Below are 17,599 nucleotides of genomic sequence, written 5' to 3'. Positions count from 1 at the left end.
TAAGGGATTATGAAAGTGATGTTTCGATCCGAGGTAAACGTATTGCATAACTGATGGTTAAAAGAATTCTTTTTTTATGTTTATTGGCTCTGCTGAGTGGTTGCAGCCTATTGCGCTTAAGTTATAACAATGGGCCTCAATTGACGTGGTGGTGGATTGATAATTATGTCGGCTTCAGCAGGGAGCACACAGTGCTTGCCAAACAAGCAATTCATGAATGGTTTGATTGGCACCGTGATACACAATTGCTGCGTTATGCTGATTGGTTAGCCGTAGTTCGAGAACAGGCTGATGGAATCGTCACTCCAGCACAGGTTTGTCAATGGTCTGATGAGTTTCAAAACTTGATTGCCCCAGCCATTGACTACGCCGTACAGCTCAGTGCGCCGATGGTTCTAGATTTTAATAAAGATCAGTGGCGTCATATCGAACGGCGTTTTGCCAAAAGTAACGATGAGTTGCGAAGCGACTTTCTGGAGCCTGATCTGAGTGATCGTCACAAAACTTCGGTTAAGCGAACTGTTAAGCGCATCAAAAATCTTTACGGGTATATTTCCGAAGCTCAGCGTAAATTAATCGAGACCAGTGTTGAGGTTTCACCATTCAATCCAGATCGCTGGTTAGCTGAACGTCAACGTCGGCAAAAAGTAATCCTGGGGATATTCACTCAATTGGTTGAAGAGCGGATTTCGATTGAACATGCTACTATCGTTCTTCGCAACGCGGTCGAACATACTATTCGTTCGGACGATCCCACTTATCGAGCTTATCAATTGGAAGTGACTACATTTACTTGTGATTTTGTTGCTAGAATGCACAATAGCACTGACCTGGCTCAACGTCAGCACATGCATAAAAAGTTAAAAAATTGGGAAGATGATTTGCGCGTATTATTTCATGAGCGCACTCGAAGTGTTGTGGTAGAAACGAAATGATTAAATATTATGTCTCTGCCTGATTTGATGCGGGATTAGTAAATCCAAACTAAAATCTCATGAGAAGAATGATTATGAGTTGAGAAATTCCTCCAGTATAGATGACTGGAGGAACCTGAGAAACTGACTAAAACGAGCAATATCAGCAATAAATTGCTAATTCGGTGGAGTCGACTACTTGTGAGTTGGCATGATTCATCGCAATCGCCAAATAACTAAGATAAAGTAGTACTCCAAATGCGATGTCGGAGATAAACCAACCTTCAATTGAGCTTTGTAAATCGAAGAAGAATAATGTACCAATGAGGATTGCTGACATAATCAATGTCGAAATGACGAAAAACTGAGTTTTTTTCATGAACATCTCCTGAATGTTGTTTATAGTTGTTTTTTTACGGCATAGTTCACAAAATATTTATGTTTTTTTCACAATAAATTCACAATCCTCCGAGGAGTGTTACAAATCAACAATTAAAGACTATCGAAATAATTTATTTAGATACGCGATCATAATAATTGAAGATAACTTAGGATGATGAAATAGGTTCTTGCTATCACATTGATCAATGATTTGCATGGGTCAATTTTCTGTTAATTAACTCAGCAATGATCACTGTGAGTTAATAAAAAGTAGGATTTATACTTCTTAAGCGCAAAATAGTAATTAAGTCAGATTTAATATTTCTTTTCCACGCCGTGTGGTATAGAATTTTGTTAGAAAATATTAAGCCAAAAAATCCAGATATATTAAACAAGTATATAGTTTTAAGAATTTTATAGCGCAGGGGTGGCAATTTAATTTGCTTTTATTTGTCTGATCTGTTCGTTACAGATCTTTAAAGGATGATAATTATATGATTTCTGATTTTCTCACATTGATCTCAGGTGTGATTGATATGCCATGGTGGGGATATGTGGTCGTAACACTTGTTTTAACTCATATCACAATTGCTTCTATCACGATTTATCTACATCGCCACTCAGCGCATCGTGCTCTGGAATTGCATCCGCTGCCAAGTCATTTTTTCCGTTTTTGGCTTTGGCTTACAACAGGGATGGTTACAAAAGAATGGACGGCGATACATCGCAAGCATCATGCGAAATGTGAAACAAACGATGATCCACATAGCCCTATTATTTATGGCATTGGAAAGGTTCTGGCTGAAGGTTCCGAACTCTATCGCAAGGAAGCGAAGAATAACGAAACGCTCAAACGCTATGGATACGGAACGCCGGATGATTGGATAGAACGTAATGTATATAGCAAGCATAGTGCTAAAGGTGTGGCATTAATGTTGATTATTAACGTTATATTGTTCGGACCTATCGGTATTACGATTTGGGCGGTACAAATGTTATGGGCGCCAATATTCGCAGCAGGTGTCATCAATGGCGTCGGTCATTATTGGGGTTATCGCAACTTTCAAGCAGAAGATGCTAGTAAAAATATTGTGCCTTGGGGCATTTTAATTGGCGGTGAAGAATTGCATAACAATCACCATGCGTATGCAACGTCTGCAAGGTTGTCTAATAAATGGTACGAATTCGATATCGGCTGGCTCTACATAAGAATCTTGGAAATGGCAGGTCTTGCAAAAGTCAAGAAAGTTGCACCTAAACTACGCATAGATATTGCAAAAACAGAATGTGACTCGAATACCTTGCACGCAGTAATATCTCATCGATATGAGGTTCTGGCAAAATATACCAAGTCACTTAAAACAACGTTTGCACAAGAAATCATTCATTTAAGAGAAGCGACTGTTCAATATGGAATTGATAATTCCACTTTGAAACGTTGGATTTTGGCTGATTCTAGAACGCTGCAAGATCATGAACGCGAAAAACTGAATCAAGTTCTGAGTAATACCAAAACCCTCGATAAAGTCTATACCATGCGCGAAGAGCTGGCTGAGATTTGGCAACGTTCGTCAGCCTCAACTGAAGAACTGGTCAAAAAATTGGAAGACTGGTGCTGCCGTGCGGAAGAGAGCGGAATTGATGTTCTGCAAACATTCTCTCAAAGGCTTCGTTGTTATGCCTAGTGCTAATTGATAAACAATGGACTGGTAGAAAGCACTTCTGCCAGTCTAGCTGAGTTGATCAGAAATTTCGTATTTGATGGTGCGTATATGCTCCTGATCATTATTGCGTGGGCACGGCGATTCAATTTGGCAAAAGCCGGATGGCTCTCAAGATCATCCGCAGATTGTGCCGGCGCCGCATAGGACAGCATTGAGGGCATCGCCGATATTGCCCTTGAGCCAGTTTCGCCGCAATTTACCTTCGTTTTTCATGTGACTAATTGCTGGTGCAATGGCACTCGTCGGCGGATGGCTTTCCCGATCGATTGTGTGACACCACGTTTCTGGCCACTGCACAAGATCGTCACCTCACTCAACATTGACACCGCTCCAGCAACCGTTTGGCGCATTCGAAGATACTGGCCCGCCTTGGCGGCCTGAATTTTTCATCCTCCTGATATGATCCAGTTTGCGATCAATGTCACGCCAGACTCTCCCACAACCAGGGTACGCAAGGATTTCAGTGCACCCTTCATGCGCCGGTATTGCTTGGCATGGGTATAACCACCGGCTTTGCGGCGCAATTCCTTACCTTCCTTGGCGTCGTAACTCTGCTTCAAGGTGATGGCCACTTCGTTTAGCCGCCTGTACGATTTTGCTGCGCGCAATTTCCAGCAAGCGACTATCTAGTCAGTCCTGCAAAACACTTGGAGACCCTATAAATATTGGAATTCATGCGAATTAGCAAACGCTGAAATCCCTGGGAAATTATAATATAGGCATCAAAACCTGTGGGAATTAGGGGAAATTTAAATGCCGACTGATGATTTTTTTCGTGCCCGTCTCGACCAGATGATCGATCTGCACCATCCCTTGGCGGTATTGGCAAATCGACTACCGTGGCCCGCTATTGAAGCAGCCCTTGCACCAGCTTTCGAGCGCAAGAATCGTCAAGGCCGCATGGTAGAGTTCAGCGATATTTTCGGTACAACGTTAGCGACTGCGGGCACAGGAGTGAGTGCTGCGGGCCGGCCTCGTTTGCCCATCCGGTTGATGGCTTCCTTGCTGTATCTGAAGCACGCATTCAATCTGAGTGATGAAGAACTGGTGATTCGCTGGTCCGAGAATGTGGTCTGGCAGTATTTCAGCGGGCAGGCGTACTACACACCGAAGCTGCCCTGTGATGCTACTCAGATAGGCCGCTTTCGCACCGCGATTGGTGAGTCCGGTGTCGAAAAGCTGCTGCAAGCAACCATTGACGCAGCTGTGCGAGCGAAGGTGGTCAAACCGGCTGAATTCGAACGTGTCATCGTCGATACGACAGTACAGGAAAAAGCGATTGCGCATCCGGTGGATAGTCGCTTGCTGGAAATTGCGCGCAGCAAAATCGTACAGGCGGCCAAACGAAGCGGCATCACCTTGAAGCAGAGTTACGCCAAGGAAGGCAAGGAATTGCGCCGCAAAGCCGGTGGTTATGCCCATGCCAAGCAATTTCGCCGCATGCGCAAAGCCGTTAAACGCCAACGCACGATCCTTGGTATCGTGCTGCGAGAGATCAATCGGAAACTGGCGACGGCAGAACTGGAGTGCTCCGCATCGTTCCAACATCTGAACACGCTGCTGGAGCGAGTACAGCGGATTCACCAGCAGCAACCGAAAGACAAAAACAAACTCTACGCACTGCATGCCCCGGAAGTCGAATGTATCGGCAAGGGCAAGGCGCGCAAGCCTTACGAGTTCGGCGTTAAAGCCAGCATTGCGATCACGCACAAGAACGGCCTGATGGTCGGTGCAAAAACCTTCCCCGGCAATCCCTACGATGGCCATATCCTTCATAAGCAACTCACACAGACACAGACGTTACTCGAAAACGCAGGATCAACGCCGAAGAAGGTCATTGTCGATCTCGGATTTCGAGGCGTGGATACCGACAACCCGGACGTGAACATCATCCATCGTGGCAAGTACAAGTCACTCACAATGCCGCAGCGGCGCTGGCTCAAACGTCGTCAGGCCGTGAAACCTGCGATTGGGCATTTAAAGTCGGATCACCGAATGGACCGCTGCTGGTTGCAGGGCAAGTTGGGAGATGCGCTCCATGCTGTGTTGTGTGCGGCGGGATACAACCTGCGCTGGCTGATGAGGGCAGTACTCCGCTTGGGGCTAAAAGGTATTTTGTTGCCCTTTGCCTTGCTGCAGTTGATCAACCGCTTCCGCGCAAAACAACCATATATTGGCGAAACTTTCTTGTATACAAAGCCTCCGCTACGGTCATGTGAATTTTGCAGGGTCGACTACTTACCGCTTGATGACTTAAAAGAAAGCATCGTCGAAATATTATTTCGTGGTTCTCAAGATTACGAAGCGGAAGCCATCCGCCCCGCACTGGCTGGAGTGGCTACCAATACACCTTGGGGCGGTATGATGCAAGAATATGGTAATCCATTGCGATTCAAGACCGTCGAAAACGTTCTTGCTGGTGGATTATCAGTCTTTCCTGCTTGCCAAATCTTTACCCCTAACAAAACACAAATCGATGATCGGGTTTTCCTTGCGCTGCTTTTCAAGACGATAGAGCCGACTATACGCAGCATCATGGAAAAAATGACACCGGAAGAGTTTGGCTATAGCAGAATCATGCCAAGTGAAATCGGGCCGGGCTTAAAAGAACGCCGTGAAATGATTCAATTGATTAAAGCAAAAATACAAGAGCTTGAACATAAAAAAGGCGAAAATGTTCAGAAACTGCATGCATTGAGTCAATGAGATTTTAAGTCTTCAAAGCGAAGCTTTGTTGGTTCCTATCATTTGCAAAATTCTATATCGAGATAGACAAACCATAGATATAGAAAAAGCTTATGATAGGGATAGTAGATGCCTCCTTATCGGCATTTACTATCGATCAATGTTCTATGGTTTGTCATGGGTTTATGGAAGCAATTTGTGCTTTGTCGTAGAGTTACAGATTGCGTATCCATAAATGGAACCGTCCACCGCCATCAGGGAAAAATGGCTGCATCGGTTCCTTTTTTATTTGTGTCTAGCGTTAAATTTTCGCGTTATTTGTACTATGTAATGCATCGCTATGTTATTGGATGAATAATGATGCACGGCTTAGATTTGCTGAATATAGCTGAAACCCGAGAGTATCCACTTTGCATATACTGGGCAAGTGCCGGATGTCCTTCAGAACTTCATGTTTTTCATCACTATTCTGACTGGAATCGATTTATTTCGGGAATCCCGCTAAATAATAAAATCCCCTCAGTAATAGCCGCAAAGTATGGCAGAGCACAAGCTTTATACTTAATGGGTTGGATTCGTGATGATGTAATCAAGGCCGGTGAATTAGCGGCGTTCGCGGCACTGGAATTGGCACTTAGAGATCGTTATTGGTGCGAGTTTAAAGAAAAGAAGGTAGAACTTAAAGAAAATGCTCCTGAATACATGAAAGGGAAGCGAATTAATTCATTCTTCTTGCCCGGCCTACGATTTATGGTTGAATATGACGGTCTTCGCGATGAAGTGCTTCCAGTTTATAACAAATCGAAAGGTGTGGTAATTGCTAATCTCTTTTCGGATGACAAAGAACAAAACGGTGCAAAACGAAGTGATACTCTTGTGAGCTTTAGAAATTCACTAGCTCATGGTGATCCGTTCGATGGTTTACCAATTGGCAGCTTGTTAGAAATAATACGTGATTTGATTGAATATATGTATCGGAATCACTAACGCATTCACGTCTGCATTAATTGTTTTTGCGTTTCAAATTATTTGTCCCGATGTTTCAAAGTAATTGTCCGCTGTCATTTATCGTATTTTCTTCTGTATTTTTTTCTGCGATTAGAGTATTTAACATAATACAAATTATACGCAATTGCTTTATACTTTTTGCGGAATAGTTTTGTGATTTAAAGCGGAACAGTTTTGCTCTTTTTGGGGGTTAAAAATGTTTTGTTATTTTGTAAATCGATATTCGTTTCACTTTGTGAAATTGCTCGAATTTCTTGGATTCAATCGTTTTTGGGTCAATGTGTTTTTGTGGCTTCCGGTCAAGCTGGCATTGCTTGAATTGAAATTCAAGCACGGGTCTTTAGAAAATTATCTTGAACACTGCGACGAGCAAAGGAACCGGCAAAATGAAGAAATCGCATGAAATACGATCCGGTAGCCCTGTTCTTGCTCGTAGCTTTGCTGTAAGTCATGGCTTACGCATTGGCCAAGTCATCCGCTACTGTGAATCAGGAAGAATTCCCGGTGCTCGCTTTGATCGGGAGTTATGGCAATGGGTTGTTTATCCACCCGTTAAATTGTTGATCAGGTGAAAAAATGCAGGAATCGGCGCAAACCCTTCAAACCCGTCAGTCATGAAAAGCTACGCGAAACCCGCATTTTGTCAGGGCTTAGCAAGGAGGAAGCGGCTGAAATGCTTCGAGTGACTTACCGCACATTGCACAATTGGGAATCCGGGCGGGTTCAAGTGCCTTATGCGGCTTTTAAGCTTCTGCACATTCTAACAGGTTACGAGCTTCCTAGCGACGCTTGGAGGGGCTGGAAGTTCTCGGGTGAGGTCTTATGGTCACCCGAGGGCAAAAAATTCACTGCAGCCGATTTAAATTACCTTTCACTGACTTTTGCAATGGCCAAACAATGGCGTCTTGAACGGGAGGAAAAACGCAATTCCGGATTGCATCCTGAGAGATCGAATTTGCTTCCCTTTGTCCGGCCAAAAAACGGGAGGAAAGAAAATTCATCAATCGGCTAGTAACACTACGCCGTTTACTGCCACTTTGGCAGTAATTAATAAATTGTGATCAATTTTAAGTTTCATTGAATCGGCTACTAACAGTACGCCGTTCAGTCGCAAATTGCGACTTTTTGATACTTTTTAATGCTTTTTTATGGTTTGTTTTTTTATAGGAGTAAAAATGGATTCTGACTTTAAGATCAAGGACACGCAAACGTTTCTTGATAGCCTGCCTTCTAAAACCCGCGTTTATGTTGCGGCTTGGATTGCTGGGGAGGATTTAAGCGCCTTCGTGCCTAAATCCACCCTTGCCCGTCAAGCTAAAATTGTCCGGGCCTATGGTGTCGATATTACAAAGCCTTACGACAAATCAACCAACCTTTTTAGGCTTGTTGATTATCTGACATCTCATGAGCTGGCGGCTCGCTTGGGCGTTTCGCTTCGTTTAATTCAGCGTTGGGCATATTGTGGCCGCATCCCGTTTTCAAGGGATTCCCGTAATAACCTGATTTTTAATTTACCTCTCAAAGTTGCCCCGCCTGTTCGCGGTTATAGCAGATTTACCGGTTTGGAGTGTTCATGAATACTTCTCAAACCCTGGCTATTTCCGATGTCGCGGACTTTCTTGAAGTCTCCGAGCGCCGGGTTCGTGCTTTGCTCGCTCAGGGGCGCATCGATGGTTTCAAAGACGATTCCAATATCTGGCGCATAACTTGCCCTTTGAACATTAAACCGGGCAAGCGCGGGCCGGATCTTCGCGGCTATGCCGTCAGAAAACTGCAACCCCGGCAATTGAAAGTTATTAAGGGTGAATCATGAATCAATTGGAACCCTATCATTTCATTGCATACGGTCTCTGGTTGCGTGGAAATGATTTATCCACCCTTTACCCTTCCCGAGCATTCAAAAAGCACTGTGAAGCGATTAAATCGGTTTTAGGGGTAGATGTTTCGGCACCGCGCACATTTAGCATACTTGCGGAATTGGAAGGCGTGGCCGCAACGGCGACGACGCAGGAGGAGACGGAGCGGCTCACGCCCGCTTTAGCCGCTCAAAGCGAAGCTTTAGCGGATGCCGAAGGCATAAACCCCGGGGCATTCAATTACCGCAAAAGCAACCCCTGTCAAGGGCGCGTAGCGGCTTGCGAACCCTTGACAGCTTGACCGTTCGAGCATCTGGGGTTTGGGGTGCGGGTTTCCTTCCGCACCCCTGCCCCAGTGGCGAACGTGAAGGGTTAGGGGTTTAAATGGGTTTTACAAGGTTTGTTCCCTGCGCTGCGGCCGCTTGCTGGCCGCTGCCGGTACCAACCCCGCCCCTTTGCCAAACCAAGCGCATAACCGGGAGGTTACCGCAAGGCCGCATCGAGGGCGGGAGCGTTGGAACAGCGAGAGAACAGAAAAGCTGTTTTGCAGGGAATAAAAGTGTTTTTTGTAATAACAAGGAGGTGAAAATGTTTCCGCGCTTCTCAGCGTCCGGTTTTGTGTAGAAAAATCTAATTAATTTTGGCGAAATTTTCCGCTTTTTTGAGCTTTACCCCCTACAAATTATACGCATTGTGATTTAAAGCGGAACAGTTTTGCTCTTTTTGGGAGTTAAAAATGTTTTTGTTGATACCGGTTTAAAATTGACCCCCCATTGCGGTTGAAATTTGACCAGGGAGGAACAGAGCGCAGGATACTACGCATCTGTGGATAAGTCGACCAGACTGAGTTGGTGTTTTTCCTCCAGTTGGTGTTTTTGATTCAATCGTGAATCACTACAAATTGACCGAATTTTCTTCTGATGCACATTTTTCTTTTTCCCGTTGCTGTATTCTGATCTTTGCACTTGCAGCGCTTTGTATGTAACGAAAAGACACGTTACCGGTTTCGATGATGTGACAATGGTGCGTGAGTCTATCCAGTAACGCGGTGGTCATTTTGGCGTCGATGAATATGTTGCTCCATTCTGCGAATGCGAGGTTGGTGGTAATGATTACGCTGGTTCGTTCATAAAGCCTGGAGAGCAAGTGGAACAGCAACGCACCGCCGGCTTGTGAGAATGGCAGATAGCCCAGTTCGTCGAGAATGACCAGATCAACCTGCAACAAGCTTAGGGCAAACCTGCCTTGCTTGCCGGTTGATTTTTCCCGTTCCAGGCTATTGGCTAGATCGATGGCGGCTTCCAAATCGCACCTTCTTATCGTGATGCTGTATGCCTGAAGTACCGATGGCGATGGTCAGATGCGTTTTGCCGGTACCGGTGCCGCCAACCAGCACCAGATTCTGTGCGGCAGCAGTAAATTCCTGCGTGGCCAATTGACGAATCAATTGTTGATCGACTTTGGATTGACTGAAGTCGAATCCCTGTAAATGACGCCGCACAGGGAACCTGGCAGCTTGTGTCTGATAGCGGATGGAACGGATGTTGCGCTCGATTGCTTCGGCTTGAAGTAATTGCCGCAGCATTTTGCCGGATGACTCGAATTCAGCAGCAATATCAGGCGTAATCTGTTGTTGAAGATCGGCATAACAGCCAGCCATGCCATGTAATTTCAGTGCCTTGAGTTGCGCCAGTATGGCAGACATGCGACACCTCCTGCCGGTTCAGGCGGTCATAGCGCGCGGTATTGGCTTGCGGTTCTTCCTTGAGTTTAAGTGTCGTTTCCACAGGCGCCGGCATGTCGGTGTGTTTCAGCCGCGCCAATACATTGGCAACATGCTCAGCGCTTATCACGTCGGATTCGAGTACCAGATCAACGGCAACCAATACCGCTTCCAATCCATGCATCGGCACCAGACTCAGCACTTTGGACATGGTTCGATCGGCTTGCTGGCGTTCTCTACGCCGCAGTGCTGTCTGTAATTTCAACAGGGACGCCGGCAGTTCCGAAAACGGTGCGCCGTTACGCAATGCGCCCGGTTTCTTCTCGATGACCGGCATACTGGTGAACGGCTACCATCTGATTGGCCAAACGACAGGGTGCGGAATATCGGTTGCGCTGCAATGTGACCAGACACGTGCTGGATACGCGCGCCAATACTTCGATATAGCCATCGAACGGTGCTGGCATCGGCATCAGGTACAGTTGTTCTTGTTCCAGTGCATCGGCAAGGGTAATGCCCGCATAATCAGGATGCTCGATTTCAGACCACAGTCCGCGACAGCGCGTTTCAAGCCATCTGTTTAAATCATCGAATGAACCAAACTGTTGTTGCTTGGCTTCATTCCATATGCGGCGGCGCATGTCCTGAACATTCTTCTCGACCACACCTTTTTCCCAGCCGGAAGCCACATTGCAGAAATCAGGATCGAACAGGTAATGCGCCGTCATCGTAAAGAAACGCGTATTCACCACACGCCCGTTACCTTTGGATACCTTGTCCACGGCCGTCTTCATGTTGTCGTAAATGCCGCGTTTCGGCACACCGCCAAAGGCAGTGAATATCAAATAACATACTTTGCCAATGATTGCTTGGCCTCAGACGCTGATTCATAAGCATTGAGATAAACTTCCTCATATTTGACGCTACGCCATAGGCGTTCGACAAATACATTATCTTTCCAAGCACCCTTGCCATCCATGCTGATATCAATGCCGTGGTTTTTCAATATGTTGGTGAAAGCTTCGCTGGTGTACTGTGATCCCTGGTCTGTGTTGAATATATCCGGTGTTCCATAATGGTAAACCGCTTCCTCAAGTGCGTCGAGACAGAAGCTGGCATCCAGGCTGTTAGATACACGCCAATTCAGCACCTTGCGGCTATACCAATCCATAATGACTGTCAGATAAAGAAAACCGGATGCCATCGGCAGATAGGTCACATCGCTGCACCACACCTGATTGGCCCGGTTGATCTCCAGATTTCGTAACAAGTATGGGTATACCTTGTGCCGCAGATGTGGCTTCGAGGTCTTCGGACCAGGATGAATCGCCTGTATACCCATGAGTCGCATTAAACGCCGCACATGTTTTCTATCTGCTTTATGGCCTTGTTCTACCAGCGCATCTACGATTCGCCGCGAACCAAGAAAAGGTTTATCCATGTGAATTCGGTCAATCAATTGCATTAGCAACAGATCTTCTTTAGCTACCGGTTGCGGTTGATAATAACTGCTCGATCTTGGTATATCCAACAATTCGCAACGCCGCACCCTGGGGAGCTGATGTGCCGTCTGAGCCTTATCTTTCCTCCGCGCCCGATCTAGCGACCGAGCGCTTTGGACAAAAAATCATTCTCCATGGTCAATTGACCAATCTTGGCTTGCAGTGATTGAATCTCTGACTCCCGATCCGGTGCCAGCCCCTTACCCGACGCAAATATTTCATTGCTGTTATCAATCAGCTGCTTCTTCCACTTCACAATCAGATTGCTGTTGATGCCATACTGCTGGGCTAACTCGATTAGCGTCTTGTCGCCCTTGATTGCCGCCAGTGCAACTTTTGATTTAAACTCCGGTGAATGATTTCTGCGTTTCTTGCTCATTTTCTGTACCCCTCTTATTTATAAAAATAATCATACAGAAAATAACTCCTTAACTTTGACCCTCTGGTGTCCAGCTAACTGGATCCACTTCTGCGTTTCTCATTGCCGGAATGGGCGGAGATTGAACGGTTGATCCGGTTGGACATGAGCCCGGAACAAGCATCTTGCCGACTTACACTGGAATGCGGGTTGAGAATCAGCCATGAGACGATTTACGTGCACATTTATGAAGACAAACGCCGTGGTGGCGACCTGTGGCAACACTTGCGCTGCCAGAAACCACGCAGAAAGCGTTACGCGAGCGGTCAAGAGCGCCGGGGCACGATCAAGAACCGGATCGGTATTGACGAACGCCCGGGGATTGTCGATCAGAAGAGCCGCATAGGCGACTGGGAAGGCGACACCGTGATCGGCAAGAACCATCGAGGCGCCTTGGTCACATTGGCTGAGCGGAAGTCGCGTTACCTGCTGGCAGCCCAAGTACCCGGCAAACAGGCATCGGGTGTGACGGCGGCGATAACGCGGCTGCTGCGTCCCCATAAAGACAAGTGCTACACCATGACGTTCGACAACGGGAAAGAGTTTGCAGAGCATGAAACCATCTCGGCGAAACTCGATGCGGATGTCTATTTCGCCCGTCCCTATCGTTCATGGGAGCGTGGCTTGAACGAGAACAGCAACGGGTTGCTGCGCCAGTATTTCCCCAAGGCAATGGAGCTGATTGAGGTTACCCAGGAACAAGTGCAATGGGCGGTGGATAGACTCAACCACCGGCCACGCAAAGTGCTTGGATTCAGAACCCCGTTTGAGATATTCTTCGGGAAGACGGTGCGCTACACTAAATTACCATTAGGTGTTGCACTTCGAAATTGAATCTGCCTCATCATAAATCCAACCCATTAAATATAAAGCTTGTGCTCTGCCATACCTGCTGCTATTACTGGGGGAATTTTGTTATTTAGCGGGAATCCCGAAATAAATTGATTCCAGTCAGAATAGTGATAAAAAAACATGAAGTTTTGAAGGATGCCCGGTACCTGCCCAATATATACAAAGTGGATACTCTCAGGTTTCAGCTATATTCAGCAAATCGAAGCCATGCATCATTATTCATCCAATAACATAACGATGCATTACATAGTACCAAATAACGCGAAAATTTAACGTACCTCGGGGGTGTCCTAGATTTTGTGTAAACGGTGTTTAATAATGTCGAGGCATTCTTTCGTTAAATTGAATGGTAAACCTGTTTAGTGCCGGTTTCCAATCTCTTAGTGGCATAGACCATTTTTTGGCGATATTGCTGAGAGCCAAATTGAACAATTTGATCACGGCCTCATCGTTGGGAAACGATCCGCGGTTTTTGCTGACTTTACGCAGGCTCATATTGACTGACTCAATCGCATTGGTGGTGTAAATAATGCGCCGTATCTCATGCGGGTAGTCGAAGAATGGAATGATGCGTTGCCAATTGTTGCGCCAAGATCGGGCGATTGGTGGATAAGCATTGTTCCATTTATCTTCAAAGTCTGCTAGCGCTTGCTCAGCCCCGTCAATCGTGGCGGCGCTGTAGACCAAACGTAAATCAGCAGCCACTTCCTTGCGTTTATTCCAGCCGACGTAGTTGAGACTGTTACGAACCATGTGCACGATACAGAGTTGTACAATGGCATGTGGATAGACGGTTTCAATCGCTTCGGGAAAGCCCTTTAAGCCATCAACACAGGCGATAAAGATATCTTGCACGCCACGATTCTTGAGTTCAGTGACAACGCTGAGCCAGAACTTGGCACCCTCGGTCTGAGCAATCCATAAGCCCAGTATTTCTTTATGGCCCTCCATGTTAATGCCGATTGCCAGGTAAATCGCTTTGGTACGAACGCTACCAGCGTCACGGACTTTGGCATGGATACAATCGAGATAGATCACAGGATACACCGCATCGAGAGGCCGCGATTGCCACTGTTTTACTTCATCCAGTACGCCGTCAGTGACCGTAGAAATGAGCGTAGGCGATACTTCTGTGCCATACATTTCAGTGAGGTGCTGCTGGATTCACGCGTCGTCATGCCACGGGCATACAGCGAGAGGATCTTGTCATCAAAACCCGCCCAGCGGGTCTGATGCTTGGGAATGATCAGAGGCTCGAAACTGCCTTCACGGTCACGGGGAATCTCGATGGGTAACTCACCGAATTCACCTTTCAGGGTCTTACGGCTTTTACCATTTCTGGTATTGCCAGTGGCATTGTTTACCGTTTCGTGCTTATCGTGACCAAGATGCTCGGCCATTTCTGCTTGCAAGGCGCGTTCAATCAACGCTTTGGTGAGTTGCTTGAGAAGACCATGCTCACCGATTAAATCTTCTGGCTTTTTGTAATCGGCCAGCAGGTTATCAATTAAGCCGCTCGGCAAGGGTTTGGGTGTGGTCATTTTTACTCCAAAAATATAGAAGCAGTTTCCTGCAATATGACCATTTACACAAAATTATTTACACTCCCTCCCGAAATTTTCTATCGCATCGCAAATTGATTACGATTATTTCTCTTAACAAAAATTTACGACAGTTTTAAAAAAACATTTTTCTCAGAATCGTCCCTATCTAGTCAGTCCTGCAAAACACTTGGAGACCCTATAAATATTGGAATTCATGCGAATTAGCAAACGCTGAAATCCCTGGGAAATTATAATATAGGCATCAAAACCTGTGGGAATTAGGGGAAATTTAAATGCCGACTGATGATTTTTTTCGTGCCCGTCTCGACCAGATGATCGATCTGCACCATCCCTTGGCGGTATTGGCAAATCGACTACCGTGGCCCGCTATTGAAGCAGCCCTTGCACCAGCTTTCGAGCGCAAGAATCGTCAAGGCCGCATGGTAGAGTTCAGCGATATTTTCGGTACAACGTTAGCGACTGCGGGCACAGGAGTGAGTGCTGCGGGCCGGCCTCGTTTGCCCATCCGGTTGATGGCTTCCTTGCTGTATCTGAAGCACGCATTCAATCTGAGTGATGAAGAACTGGTGATTCGCTGGTCCGAGAATGTGGTCTGGCAGTATTTCAGCGGGCAGGCGTACTACACACCGAAGCTGCCCTGTGATGCTACTCAGATAGGCCGCTTTCGCACCGCGATTGGTGAGTCCGGTGTCGAAAAGCTGCTGCAAGCAACCATTGACGCAGCTGTGCGAGCGAAGGTGGTCAAACCGGCTGAATTCGAACGTGTCATCGTCGATACGACAGTACAGGAAAAAGCGATTGCGCATCCGGTGGATAGTCGCTTGCTGGAAATTGCGCGCAGCAAAATCGTACAGGCGGCCAAACGAAGCGGCATCACCTTGAAGCAGAGTTACGCCAAGGAAGGCAAGGAATTGCGCCGCAAAGCCGGTGGTTATGCCCATGCCAAGCAATTTCGCCGCATGCGCAAAGCCGTTAAACGCCAACGCACGATCCTTGGTATCGTGCTGCGAGAGATCAATCGGAAACTGGCGACGGCAGAACTGGAGTGCTCCGCATCGTTCCAACATCTGAACACGCTGCTGGAGCGAGTACAGCGGATTCACCAGCAGCAACCGAAAGACAAAAACAAACTCTACGCACTGCATGCCCCGGAAGTCGAATGTATCGGCAAGGGCAAGGCGCGCAAGCCTTACGAGTTCGGCGTTAAAGCCAGCATTGCGATCACGCACAAGAACGGCCTGATGGTCGGTGCAAAAACCTTCCCCGGCAATCCCTACGATGGCCATATCCTTCATAAGCAACTCACACAGACAGACGTTACTCGAAAACGCAGGATCAACACCGAAGCAGGTCATTGTCGATCTCGGATTTCGAGGCGTGGATACCGACAACCCGGACGTGAACATCATCCATCGTGGCAAGTACAAGTCACTCACAATGCCGCAGCGGCGCTGGCTCAAACGTCGTCAGGCCGTGGAACCTGCGATTGGGCATTTAAAGTCGGATCACCGAATGGACCGCTGCTGGTTGCAGGGCAAGTTGGGAGATGCGCTCCATGCTGTGTTGTGTGCGGCGGGATACAACCTGTGCTGGCTGATGAGGGCAGTACTCCGAGCTATGATTATTTCTGGTGTATGACAAGGGAGAAGGAAGCGGTGTAACCTGTTGTAGAGGATCTCGGCAGATCAATCAACAAAACGAGGAAAACACCGCATGACAGATAGTAATGTTTTTAATCTGAATAAACCAGAACAAAATGATCCGTTACAGGAAGTGCTGCGAGAAGGCGCGCGTAAGATGCTGGCCACCGCTATTGAAGCGGAAGTGGCTGTTTTTCTCAAGCAACATGGCGGTTTAAAAACTGACGAAGGAAAATCGGTAGTAGTCAGAAATGGTTATCTACCGGAGCGCTCGATTCAAACCGGTCTTGGTGATATTGGGATCAAAGTGCCGAAAGTACGCGATCGCAGCGGTTCCGGCATCAAATTTAACAGCAATCTGATTCCTCCCTACTTGAAACGAACGCGCAGTATTGAGGAATTTTTGCCCTGGTTGTATCTGAGAGGTGTTTCAACAGGAGATTTCACAGAGACGTTAAAGCACCTGCTGGGAGCAGATGCGCCCGGATTGTCGTCTGCAACGATTGGCCGTTTAAAGCAGAACTGGGAACAGGATTATCAAAACTGGATTCGCCGTGATCTGACTGGCAAACGGTATGTTTACGTCTGGGCTGATGGTATCTACAGTACGGTGAGAATGGATGACCGGTTATGTTTTCTGGTGATTATCGGCTCTGATGAAACGGGACGTAAAGAATTGCTGGCGTTGTCTGACGGTTATCGTGAGTCTGAAGCAAGCTGGACTGAAGTATTGATGGACTTGAAACAACGTGGCCTCAAAGACGCTCCCAGATTGGCTGTCGGTGACGGCGCATTGGGATTCTGGAAAGCTGTAGCTCAATGCTGGCCGGATACCGGTCAACAGCGCTGCTGGGTGCATAAAACCGTAAATGTAATGGAAAAGCTGCCCAAAGCCATGCAACCCAAGGTCAAGGAAGCATTGCATAACATCTGGCAGGCGGAAACACGGGAAAAGGCTTATAAAGCGTTTGATCACTGTGTTGAACGGTTCAGTCCGAAATATCCAAAAGCGATGGAATGCCTGGCAAAGGATAAAGATTCCATGCTGGCTTTCTATGATTATCCTGCAGAAAACTGGCAGCACATTAGAACAACCAATCCAGTCGAATCAGTTTTTGCAACTGTCCGGCTGAGAACAGCCAGAACCAAAAACTGTGGAAGCCGGACAACAACCTTGACGATGGCGTTTAAACTGATGGAAACGGCGCAGAAGAAATGGTTCCGGCTGAGAGGCTATAAACTGTTAGCGGACGTTGTGCAGGGCATCAAGTTCGTTAACGGCGTTAAACAAAAAGGAGATCAAAAACAGCAAGCCGCTTGATTCTCCATAC

At 46.8% G+C, this 17,599-nt stretch carries 11 protein-coding genes and 9 pseudogenes; 12 read left to right on the top strand and 8 right to left on the bottom strand.

The window, feature by feature from the left end:
* The first annotated feature begins 53 nt into the window (after nucleotides 1-53).
* A complete protein-coding gene (locus ACV7NC_RS02550; RefSeq protein WP_458153874.1) occupies nucleotides 54-935 on the top strand; it encodes a DUF6279 family lipoprotein in 882 nt (293 codons plus the stop codon).
* A gap of 142 nt (nucleotides 936-1,077) precedes the next feature.
* Here ACV7NC_RS02550 and ACV7NC_RS02545 read toward each other — a convergent pair whose 3' ends face one another.
* Nucleotides 1,078-1,293 (bottom strand): C4-dicarboxylate ABC transporter, encoded by a 216-nt coding sequence (locus ACV7NC_RS02545; RefSeq protein ID WP_458153873.1) that lies wholly within the window; start codon nucleotides 1,291-1,293, stop codon nucleotides 1,078-1,080.
* Nucleotides 1,294-1,789: 496 nt separating this feature from the next.
* Between ACV7NC_RS02545 and ACV7NC_RS02540 the strand changes: the two genes are divergently transcribed.
* Nucleotides 1,790-2,980 (top strand): DesA family fatty acid desaturase, encoded by a 1,191-nt coding sequence (locus tag ACV7NC_RS02540; RefSeq protein ID WP_458153872.1) that lies wholly within the window; start codon nucleotides 1,790-1,792, stop codon nucleotides 2,978-2,980.
* 130 nt (nucleotides 2,981-3,110) lie between these two features.
* On the opposite strand, the pseudogene ACV7NC_RS02535 reads toward ACV7NC_RS02540, so the two are convergent.
* Nucleotides 3,111-3,303 (bottom strand): annotated as a pseudogene (locus tag ACV7NC_RS02535) (IS5/IS1182 family transposase); the annotation flags it as partial.
* Nucleotides 3,304-3,424: 121 nt separating this feature from the next.
* Nucleotides 3,425-3,649 (bottom strand): annotated as a pseudogene (locus ACV7NC_RS02530) (IS5/IS1182 family transposase); the annotation flags it as partial.
* A gap of 123 nt (nucleotides 3,650-3,772) precedes the next feature.
* Between ACV7NC_RS02530 and ACV7NC_RS02525 the strand changes: the two are divergent.
* From ACV7NC_RS02525 to ACV7NC_RS02495, 7 genes and pseudogenes are all read left to right on the top strand, one after another.
* A pseudogene (locus tag ACV7NC_RS02525) lies at nucleotides 3,773-5,143 on the top strand (IS5 family transposase); the annotation flags it as partial.
* A 918-nt stretch (nucleotides 5,144-6,061) separates the two neighbouring features.
* The gene (locus ACV7NC_RS02520) at nucleotides 6,062-6,691 is read left to right on the top strand and encodes a hypothetical protein (RefSeq protein WP_458153870.1); all 630 of its coding nucleotides are present in this window, start codon (nucleotides 6,062-6,064) and stop codon (nucleotides 6,689-6,691) included.
* Between the two features lie 407 nt (nucleotides 6,692-7,098).
* Nucleotides 7,099-7,284 (top strand): hypothetical protein, encoded by a 186-nt coding sequence (locus ACV7NC_RS02515; protein WP_458153869.1) that lies wholly within the window; start codon nucleotides 7,099-7,101, stop codon nucleotides 7,282-7,284.
* Nucleotides 7,281-7,724, top strand: coding sequence for a VC1465 family Xer recombination activation factor (locus ACV7NC_RS02510; RefSeq protein ID WP_458153868.1), 444 nt, complete (start codon nucleotides 7,281-7,283; stop codon nucleotides 7,722-7,724). Before ACV7NC_RS02515 ends, ACV7NC_RS02510 begins: the two co-directional genes overlap by 4 nt.
* A 163-nt stretch (nucleotides 7,725-7,887) precedes the next feature.
* Entirely contained in the window at nucleotides 7,888-8,289 is a 402-nt protein-coding gene (locus ACV7NC_RS02505) for a phage/plasmid replication domain-containing protein (RefSeq protein ID WP_458153867.1), read from the top strand.
* Nucleotides 8,286-8,525 carry a hypothetical protein gene (locus tag ACV7NC_RS02500; RefSeq protein WP_458153866.1) on the top strand — a complete coding sequence of 80 codons (240 nt, stop codon included), beginning with the start codon at nucleotides 8,286-8,288 and terminating at the stop codon, nucleotides 8,523-8,525. The genes ACV7NC_RS02505 and ACV7NC_RS02500 overlap by 4 nt, the downstream gene beginning before the upstream one ends.
* Entirely contained in the window at nucleotides 8,522-8,869 is a 348-nt protein-coding gene (locus ACV7NC_RS02495) for a hypothetical protein (protein ID WP_458153865.1), read from the top strand. Before ACV7NC_RS02500 ends, ACV7NC_RS02495 begins: the two co-directional genes overlap by 4 nt.
* 593 nt (nucleotides 8,870-9,462) lie before the next feature.
* On the opposite strand, the pseudogene istB reads toward ACV7NC_RS02495, so the two are convergent.
* From istB to ACV7NC_RS02475, 4 genes and pseudogenes are all read right to left on the bottom strand, one after another.
* A pseudogene (istB, locus tag ACV7NC_RS02490) lies at nucleotides 9,463-10,273 on the bottom strand (IS21-like element helper ATPase IstB).
* A pseudogene (locus ACV7NC_RS02485) lies at nucleotides 10,185-11,130 on the bottom strand (Mu transposase domain-containing protein); the annotation flags it as partial. The pseudogenes istB and ACV7NC_RS02485, both read right to left, overlap by 89 nt.
* A gap of 2 nt (nucleotides 11,131-11,132) precedes the next feature.
* Nucleotides 11,133-11,855: pseudogene (locus tag ACV7NC_RS02480) on the bottom strand (IS3 family transposase); the annotation flags it as partial.
* 35 nt (nucleotides 11,856-11,890) lie between these two features.
* On the bottom strand, nucleotides 11,891-12,172 hold the full coding sequence (locus ACV7NC_RS02475; RefSeq protein WP_458153864.1) for a transposase: 282 nt from the start codon (nucleotides 12,170-12,172) through the stop codon (nucleotides 11,891-11,893).
* Nucleotides 12,173-12,265: 93 nt separating this feature from the next.
* On the opposite strand from ACV7NC_RS02475, the pseudogene ACV7NC_RS02470 reads away from it, so the two are divergent.
* Nucleotides 12,266-13,045 (top strand): annotated as a pseudogene (locus ACV7NC_RS02470) (IS30 family transposase); the annotation flags it as partial.
* A gap of 330 nt (nucleotides 13,046-13,375) precedes the next feature.
* Here ACV7NC_RS02470 and ACV7NC_RS02465 read toward each other — a convergent pair.
* A pseudogene (locus tag ACV7NC_RS02465) lies at nucleotides 13,376-14,604 on the bottom strand (IS256 family transposase).
* A gap of 296 nt (nucleotides 14,605-14,900) precedes the next feature.
* On the opposite strand from ACV7NC_RS02465, the pseudogene ACV7NC_RS02460 reads away from it, so the two are divergent.
* Nucleotides 14,901-16,266, top strand: a pseudogene (locus ACV7NC_RS02460) (IS5 family transposase).
* A gap of 75 nt (nucleotides 16,267-16,341) precedes the next feature.
* A complete protein-coding gene (locus ACV7NC_RS02455; RefSeq protein WP_458153863.1) occupies nucleotides 16,342-17,589 on the top strand; it encodes an IS256 family transposase in 1,248 nt (415 codons plus the stop codon).
* The last annotated feature ends 10 nt before the right edge of the window (nucleotides 17,590-17,599 follow it).

Source organism: Nitrosomonas limosa, from assembly GCF_054188085.1.
Note: the sequence above shows the minus strand (reverse complement) of the source record. Positions and strands in the feature narration are given on the sequence as shown.

Coding starts and splice junctions, on each gene's coding strand:
- ACV7NC_RS02500 (WP_458153866.1), top strand. CDS start 8,286: ATGAATACTTCTCAAACCCTGGCTATTTCCGATGTCGCGGACTTTCTT.
- ACV7NC_RS02505 (WP_458153867.1), top strand. CDS start 7,888: ATGGATTCTGACTTTAAGATCAAGGACACGCAAACGTTTCTTGATAGC.
- ACV7NC_RS02495 (WP_458153865.1), top strand. CDS start 8,522: ATGAATCAATTGGAACCCTATCATTTCATTGCATACGGTCTCTGGTTG.
- ACV7NC_RS02515 (WP_458153869.1), top strand. CDS start 7,099: ATGAAGAAATCGCATGAAATACGATCCGGTAGCCCTGTTCTTGCTCGT.
- ACV7NC_RS02545 (WP_458153873.1), bottom strand. CDS start 1,293: ATGAAAAAAACTCAGTTTTTCGTCATTTCGACATTGATTATGTCAGCA.
- ACV7NC_RS02455 (WP_458153863.1), top strand. CDS start 16,342: ATGACAGATAGTAATGTTTTTAATCTGAATAAACCAGAACAAAATGAT.
- ACV7NC_RS02475 (WP_458153864.1), bottom strand. CDS start 12,172: ATGAGCAAGAAACGCAGAAATCATTCACCGGAGTTTAAATCAAAAGTT.
- ACV7NC_RS02550 (WP_458153874.1), top strand. CDS start 54: ATGGTTAAAAGAATTCTTTTTTTATGTTTATTGGCTCTGCTGAGTGGT.
- ACV7NC_RS02540 (WP_458153872.1), top strand. CDS start 1,790: ATGATTTCTGATTTTCTCACATTGATCTCAGGTGTGATTGATATGCCA.
- ACV7NC_RS02520 (WP_458153870.1), top strand. CDS start 6,062: ATGATGCACGGCTTAGATTTGCTGAATATAGCTGAAACCCGAGAGTAT.